This window comes from Mycobacterium sp. UM_Kg1 (assembly GCF_000972925.1).
Lineage (GTDB): Bacteria > Actinomycetota > Actinomycetes > Mycobacteriales > Mycobacteriaceae > Mycobacterium > Mycobacterium hiberniae.
This window is the reverse complement of sequence record NZ_JRMK01000161.1, coordinates 1-7806: the sequence shown is the minus strand read 5'-3', so window position 1 is coordinate 7806 and position 7806 is coordinate 1. Positions and strand designations below refer to the sequence as shown.

The window sequence follows — 7806 nt, the reverse complement described above, 5'->3', positions numbered from 1 at the left end:
CGCCGCGCTATGCCATGGTGTCCTGGTCTGGCTGGACCGATGCCGGTCCTCAAACGATAGGAGTCGACGCTTGCACGGGCTCGTTGCGCGGATGCTGGCGGTGCTGCTGGGGATCGGTGCGGCAGCTGCCGGCCCGGCGGTGGGCCCGGCCCGCGCCGATCGGGTGCTGGTCTATCCGGGGATGGAGATCCGCCAGGACAGCCACGTGTGCACCCTCGGGTACGTCGACCCGGTGCTGCGAGTGGCCTTCAGCGCCGGTCATTGCCGGGGCAGCGGGCACATCACCGACCGGGGCGGAACGGTGATCGGCACCCTGGCGACCTTCCGCGACAACACTCCCAATGGCTCTACGGTCAACACCGACCAGGTCATCGACGATTACGAAGCGATCGTGTTGGTCGACGACGTCGACGTCAACGACTTCCTGCCTGGCGGGGTGCAGCTGCAGGCCGGTGCCGACAGCGAGCTCAACCCCGGCGACCCGGTGTGCCACTTCGGCATTGCCACCGGCGAGACCTGCGGCACCGTCGAACGGATCAACAACGGTTGGTTCACCATGAGCCGCGGTGTCCGCAGCCAGCAGGGCGACTCCGGGGGACCGGTGTATGTGATGCACGATTCCGGTACGGCCCGGCTGGTGGGACTGTTCAACAGTGTCTGGGGCGAATTCCCCGCCGCGGTCTCGTGGCCGGCGATCGCCCAGCAGGTCCGCGACGACGTCGGCGTCCCGGCACCGCATCCGTGACCCGCACGCCGCGGCCGCCCATCCAAATCGCCTGGGTCACCCGTGATCTGGAGGCCACCGAATCGACTCTGAGTGCACTGCTCGGGGTGCGGAAATGGGTCCGGATGCCCGGCGTGCACTTCGCCCCCGAGGCGTGCACATACCTGGGCGAACCGGCGGACTTCGTCGCCGACATCGCGTTGAGCTACCTCGGCGACATGCAGTTGGAGCTGATCGCGCCGGTGCGCGGGCGCAGCCTCTACGACGACTTCCTCCGGGACGGCCGCGGGCCGGGCCTGCACCATGTCTGCGTCGAGGCAGCCGACCCCGAGGACTTCGAGGCTATGCTGAACGACGCCGCCGAGCAGGGCGCCCAGCTGGTCGCCCGGGGCGTGATGCCCGGAGGCATGTGTTTCGCCTATGTCTCAGCACCGGACGCCGGCATCCCCTATCTGGAGATCGCCTACATCCCCGCCGAGATCCGGTCGGTCTTCGACCACATCAAACAGCAGCAACGGTGAGTACTGCGTCAGTGACGAGGAGGAAGCGGCGCCCATGAGCACCCAGATCCCGGAACCCACGAGGGCCGAGGCGGTTTCGGCGTGGTCCGACGAAGTCGATGTCGTGGTGATCGGCTTCGGCATCGGTGGCGGCTGCGCGGCGGTCAGCGCGGCGGCGGCCGGGGCCCGGGTACTGGTGCTGGAACGGGCGGCCGAGGCCGGCGGCACCACCGCCATGGCGGGCGGGCACTTCTACCTCGGCGGAGGCACCGCAGTGCAGGAGGCCACCGGGCATGCCGACTCCGCCGAGGAGATGTACAAGTACCTGGTCGCGGTGTCTCGCGAGCCCGAACACGACAAGATCCGGGCCTACTGCGACGGCAGCGTCGAGCATTTCAACTGGCTCGAGGACCTGGGCATCGCGTTCGAACGCAGCTACTACCCGGAGAAGGCGGTGATTCAGCCCAACACCGAGGGGCTGATGTACACCGGCAACGAGAAGGTGTGGCCGTTTCTCAATGAGGCTGTGCCGGCGCCCCGCGGACACAAGGTTCCGGTACCCGGCGACACCCAGGGCGCCAAGATGGCAATCGACCTGTTGCTCAAGCGGGCCGACCGGCTCGGGGTGCAGATCCGCTACGAGACCGGCGCCACCGGCCTGGTCACCGACGACTCCGGCGCTGTCGTGGGCGTCACCTGGAAGCATTTCGGCGAAAGCGGTGCCATCAAAGCGAAATCGGTGGTGATCGCCGCCGGCGGCTTCGTGATGAACCCGGAGATGGTCGCCCAATACACGCCGAAGCTGGCGGAGAAGCCGTTCGTGCTGGGCAACACCTACGACGACGGCCTGGGTATCCGGATGGGGATGTCGGTGGGCGGGGCCACCAAGCACATGGACCAGATGTTCATCACCGCACCGGTCTACCCGCCCTCGATCCTGCTCACCGGGATCATCGTGAATAAGGAGGGCAAGCGCTTCGTCGCCGAAGACTCCTACCACTCGCGCACCTCGGGTTTCGTCATGGACCAACCCGACAGTGCGGCCTTCCTGATCGTCGACGAGGCCCACATGCGCAAGCCGCAGGTGCCGTTGGTGCCGCTGATCGACGGCTGGGAGACGGTGCCGGAAATGGAAGCCGCACTGGGTATTCCCGAGGGAAACCTGGTGGCGACCCTGGACCGTTACAACAGCTACGCGGCCCGCGGCGAGGACCCGGACTTTCACAAGCAGCCGCCGTTTCTGGCTCCGCAGGACAACGGCCCGTGGGGGGCGTTCGACCTGTCGCTGGGCAAGGCGATGTACGCCGGGTTCACCATCGGCGGGCTGGCGACATCGGTGGACGGCGAAGTGCTGCGCGGCGACGGCCGGCCCGTACCGGGCCTCTACGCCGCAGGGGCGTGTGCGGCCAACATCGCCCAGGACGGCAAGGGCTACGCCAGTGGGACCCAACTGGGCGAAGGCTCGTTCTTCGGCCGGCGCGCCGGGGTGCACGCGGCGACTCGCTAGCGTTCTGTCTCGCGAGCAGACACAGAATCGCCCTGGCGGAACAGATTCAGGGCGATTCTGCGTCTGCTCGCGGTGGAGTGCGGCTCGCGGTGGAGTGCGGCCGGCGGGCTACGCCGGGACGAGGTCCCATCGGCCCTGGCCGCGCAGCTCCAGCACATGGTGATGGTGCTGGCGCAGCGTGTGCCGATGGCTGACGCTCACCACAATGGTCTCGGGCAGTTCGGCGCGCAGCAGGCGGTACAGGGTCATCTCCAGGCCTTCGTCGAGCGCCGACGTCGACTCGTCGAGGAACGCCGCTTTGGGCCGGGTCAACAGAATCCGGGCGAACGCCACCCGCTGCTGCTCACCGGGGGAGAGCACCTTGGCCCAGTCTTCGACGTCGTCGAGCCGGTCGAGCAGATTGGGCAGTGACACCTTGACCAGCGTCTCGGCGACCTCGGCGTCGGTGACCTCGCCGGCGGCCAGCGGGTAGCAGACCACCGAGCGCAGATCGCCCAGCGGGATGTAGGGCAGCTGCGAGATGAACATCGTGGCGTTGGCCGCATCCGGACGCCGCAGGGTGCCCGACGCGTACGGCCACAGTTGGGCCAGGCTGCGCAGCAGCGTGGTCTTACCGCTGCCCGACGGACCCGAGATCATCAGCGCGTCGCCGACATCCAGGTGCACATCGAGCGCTTCGACCAGCGGAACTCCGTCGGGTTTGCGCACCTCGACGCTCTCGAGGGTCACGGTGCCGTCCGGGCTGGGTTTGACCAGCAGCTCGGGAAGCCCGCGCGCCTCGCGGTTGGCCTCCACCAGCCCGTGCAGACGGATGATCGAGGCCCGGTAGCCCGCGAAGTTGTCGTAGGCGTTGCGGAAGAACGACAGTGAGTCGGAGATGTTGCCGAACGCCGTCGCGGTCTGTGCCACACCGCCGAACATGATCTGCCCGGAGAACAGCCGCGGCGCCTGAATCACCCAGGGCAGCGGCACGATCGCCTGACTCACCGACAGGTTCCAGCCGGCGAACCCGATGGTCCGATTCACGAATTTCAGATAGTTGTCGACAATCGCGCGGAACCGCGTCCGCAGCTGGACCCGTTCCGCGAGCTCGCCCCGATAGAAGGCCACCGACTCGGCGGCGTCGCGCACGCGCACCAGCGCATACCGGAAGGCGGCGTTGGTGAGCTCATTGCGGAAGTTCAGCCGGATCAGGGGACGGCCGATCCAGAACGCGACGACGGTCGCGACCGTCACGTACAGCAGGACGATCAGGAACATCGCGCGCGGAATGTCGACCCCGAACACCGTCAGCGTGCCCGACAGGTTCCACAGGATGGCCGTGAAGGACACCACCGTGACCATGGACTGCACGGCGCCGAACAACAGGGTGCTGCCGGTGCCGTTGGCCGGTGCGTTGACGTTCGCGCCGTTGCCCGCGGTGAAGATGTCGATGTCCTGCTGAATCCGCTGGTCGGGGTTGTCGACGGCGCCTTCGAGGGCGTCGCCCACGGCGGGGTCCAGCGCGGGCTTGATGAAATGCGCCCGGTAGTAGGCGCGGCCGGACAACCAGTCCCCGGTCAGCCTGTCGGTGAGCCAGATGCGCCAGTTCACCATGAAGTGCTGGGTCAGGTAGATGTCGAGCATCACCCGTGCCACGTGCAGCACCGCCATCAGGCTGAAGATGCCGATCGACACCCAGAAGCCGTGCACGCCGGACTGTTTGACGGCCTCGTCGTTGCCGGCGGCGCCCTGGAACGCGGTCTGCAGCGACGAGTACATGTCGTTGCCCTGGTAACTGAACAGCACGTTGAGCCGGACGGCGGTGATCACCGAGAGCAGCAGCACGCCCAGCATCAGCCAGACTCGCAGGCTGTCGCGGCCGCTGAAGTAGGCGCCGCTGATCTCCCAGAACTGGCGTCCCCACCGGGTGGTCACGCGCAGTACGGCCGCCACCGCCACAACGCCGATGGCGCTGATGGTCCAGGCCACGGCGATCCACACCAGCGAATCGGGCAGTGCCTGCGCCCAGTCGATGGAGGGAGTGAACAGCTTCGAATCCACTGCTGAAGTCTCCTTGCCGCCCCTGCCGCCGCAACCGCGTCGGGGCCGGTATCCGAATCGAGAAATCCCGTGCGAAACCTACCCCAGCTATGCCCCGTCGCGCCGGATAAGCAATGCCGCACCCCCGGTGCCCCCGGCCTCGCGGTGACGGCCACCGCGTACCGTTGTGCTGTGGCTAACACCTCCAAGACTGTCTCCGGAACGCGATCCAAGTCGGGTCGGCTCAGCGGGAAATTCTGGAAACTGCTGGGCGCCAGCACTGAGAAGAACCAGAGTCGCTCGATGGCCGAGGTCACGGCGGCCGCCGAATACGCCGACAAGGCCGCGGGGCTCGACGACGAACAACTGCGCAAAGCCGCGCAACTGCTCAAACTCAAAGATCTGGCCGACTCGCCGGACATCCCGCAGTTCTTGGCGATCGCCCGCGAGGCCGCCGAGCGCAGCATCGGGATGCGCCCGTTCGACGTCCAGCTGCAGGGGGCGCTGCGGATGCTGGCCGGGGATGTGGTCGAGATGGCCACCGGTGAGGGTAAGACGCTGTCCGGTGCGATCGCTGCCGCCGGCTACGCCATCGGCGGCCGGCACGTGCACGTGGTCACCATCAACGACTACCTGGCCCGGCGCGACGCCGAATGGATGGGGCCGCTGCTGACCGCGCTCGGCGTCTCGGTCGGATGGATCACCGAGGACTCCACCGCGGCCGAGCGGCGCGCGGCCTACCAGTGCGACGTCACCTACGCCTCGATCAACGAGATCGGCTTCGACGTCCTGCGCGACCAGCTGGTCACCGACGTCGAGGACCTGGTCTCGCCCAACCCCGACGTCGCACTGATCGACGAGGCCGACTCGGTGCTGGTCGACGAAGCGCTGGTACCGCTGGTGCTGGCCGGCACCACCCACCGGGAGACCCCCCGGATGGAGATCGTCGAGCTGGTCGGCCGGCTCACGCCGGGCCGGGACTACGACTCCGACGAGGACCGGCGCAACATCCACCTCACCGAGGCCGGCGCACGCAAAGTCGAGAAGGCGCTCGGCGGCATCGACCTGTACTCCGAGGAGCACGTGGTCTCCACGCTGACCGAGATCAACGTGGCCCTGCACGCCCACGTGCTGCTGCAGCGCGATGTGCACTACATCGTCCGCGACGGCAAGGTGCAGCTGATCAACGCCTCCCGCGGCCGGATCGCCACCCTGCAGCGCTGGCCGGACGGCCTGCAGGCCGCGGTGGAGGCCAAGGAGGGCATCGAGACCACCGAGACCGGCGAGGTGCTCGACACCATCACGGTGCAGGCCCTGGTCAACCGGTACCCGACCGTGTGCGGCATGACCGGGACGGCGCTGGCGGCCGGCGAGCAGCTGCGCCAGTTCTACCAGTTGGGCGTCTCACCCATCCCGCCGAACATGCCCAACATCCGCGAAGACGAAGCCGACCGGGTCTACATCACCGCCGCGGCCAAGAACGACGCCATCGTCGCCCACATCGTCGAGGTGCACGCGACGGGGCAGCCGGTGCTGGTCGGCACCCATGACGTCGCCGAATCCGAGGAACTGTGCGAGCGGCTGCGCAAGCGCGGTGTCCCGGCGGTGGTCCTCAACGCCAAGAACGACGCCGAGGAGGCCACGGTGATCGCCGAGGCCGGCAAACTCGGGGTGGTCACCGTCTCCACCCAGATGGCCGGCCGGGGCACCGACATCCGGCTGGGCGGATCCGACGAGGCCGACCACGACCAGATCGTCGAACTCGGCGGCCTGCACGTGATCGGCACCGGCCGCCAGCACACCCAGCGACTCGACAACCAGCTGCGCGGCCGGGCCGGCCGCCAGGGCGACCCGGGGTCGTCGGTGTTCTTCTCCAGCTGGGAAGACGACGTCGCCGCGACCAACCTGGAAGCCAACAAGCTGCCGACGGAGACCGACGAGGACGGCCGGATTCTGAGCCCCAAGGCCGCCGGGCTGCTCGATCACGCGCAGCGCATCGCCGAGGGCAAGCTGCTGGACATCCACGCCAACACCTGGCGCTACAACCAGCTGATCGCCCAGCAGCGCGCCATCATCGTGGAGCGCCGCAACACGCTGCTGTCCACCCCGGCGGCCCGCGAGGAGCTGGCCGAGCTCACCCCGAAGCGTTACGCCGAACTGACCAAGCAGCTGGGGGAGGACGCCGAGGCCAAGCTGGAGAAGATCTGCCGGCTGATCATGCTCTATCACCTGGACCGCGGCTGGGCCGACCACCTGGCCTACCTGGCCGACATCCGCGAGAGCATCCACCTGCGCGCGCTGGGCCGCCAGAACCCGCTCGACGAGTTTCACCGGTTGGCCCTGGACGCGTTCGCCTCGCTGGCCGCCGACGCCATCGAGGCGTCGCAGCAGACCCTGGAGACCTCGGACTCGATCGAGTCCGAGCCCGGTGTCGACCTGTCGAAGCTGGCGCGGCCCACCTCGACGTGGACCTACATGGTTCGGGACAACCCGCTCAGCGACGACAGCATGGATGCGCTGAGTCTGCCCGGGATCTTCCGCTAGGGGGCCGGCATGCCTGCCGCGTCGGGCTCCGAGCAGACCCAAGACCGGGTGCTGACGGTCCCCAACGTCATCAGCCTGGCCCGACTGGGTCTGATCGGCGTCTTCCTCTACCTGCTGCTGGTCGTCCGTGCGGACGGACCGGCGGTGGCGATCCTGATGCTCAGCGGTGCCTCGGACTGGGTCGACGGCAAACTGGCTCGGCTGCTGAATCAGTCCTCGGCGCTGGGGGCCCTGCTGGACCCGGCCATCGACCGGCTCTACATGATCGCCATTCCGGTCGCCTTCGGGGTGCGTGGACTGGTGCCCTGGGCGGTGATCGCCACGCTGCTGGTCCGCGACCTGCTGCTGGCCGCGACCCTGCCGGTGCTGCGCAGCCGCGGACTGACGGCGCTGCCGGTGACCTATGTCGGCAAGGCGGGCACCTTCGCACTGATGTCGGCGTTCCCGTTGATCCTGCTGGGGCAGTGGGACACGCTGGCCAGCCGGGTGGTGCTCTCGGCGGGCTGGGG

At 68.2% G+C, this 7806-nt stretch carries 6 protein-coding genes; 5 read left to right on the top strand and 1 reads right to left on the bottom strand.

The genetic code is table 11. From position 1 onward, the window contains the following. Positions 1–91: 91 nt before the first annotated feature. The 3 genes from LI92_RS18270 to LI92_RS18260 are packed head-to-tail and all read left to right on the top strand — an operon-like array spanning position 92 to position 2731. Positions 92–745: an Rv1815 family serine proteinase gene (locus LI92_RS18270; protein WP_046321423.1), complete on the top strand. Its 654-nt coding sequence runs from the start codon at positions 92–94 to the stop codon at positions 743–745. After that, complete coding sequence (locus LI92_RS18265; protein ID WP_046321421.1) at positions 742–1245, top strand: VOC family protein; 504 nt, start codon at positions 742–744, stop codon at positions 1243–1245. Before LI92_RS18270 ends, LI92_RS18265 begins: the two co-directional genes overlap by 4 nt. 34 nt (positions 1246–1279) lie before the next feature. Next, positions 1280–2731 carry an FAD-binding protein gene (locus tag LI92_RS18260; RefSeq protein ID WP_046321420.1) on the top strand — a complete coding sequence of 484 codons (1452 nt, stop codon included), beginning with the start codon at positions 1280–1282 and terminating at the stop codon, positions 2729–2731. A 108-nt stretch (positions 2732–2839) separates the two neighbouring features. On the opposite strand, the gene LI92_RS18255 is transcribed toward LI92_RS18260, so the two are convergent. Beyond that, on the bottom strand, positions 2840–4774 hold the full coding sequence (locus tag LI92_RS18255) for an ABC transporter ATP-binding protein/permease (RefSeq protein WP_082109798.1): 1935 nt from the start codon (positions 4772–4774) through the stop codon (positions 2840–2842). A gap of 171 nt (positions 4775–4945) precedes the next feature. Here LI92_RS18255 and secA2 point away from each other — a divergent pair, with 171 nt between their 5' ends. Together secA2 and LI92_RS18245 are read left to right on the top strand one after the other, a co-directional pair. Continuing rightward, positions 4946–7297 carry an accessory Sec system translocase SecA2 gene (secA2, locus tag LI92_RS18250; RefSeq protein ID WP_046321417.1) on the top strand — a complete coding sequence of 784 codons (2352 nt, stop codon included), beginning with the start codon at positions 4946–4948 and terminating at the stop codon, positions 7295–7297. 9 nt (positions 7298–7306) lie between these two features. After that, positions 7307–7806, top strand: a 500-nt coding sequence (locus tag LI92_RS18245) for a CDP-alcohol phosphatidyltransferase family protein (protein ID WP_046321415.1), incomplete at its 3' end; no start/stop codon positions are given.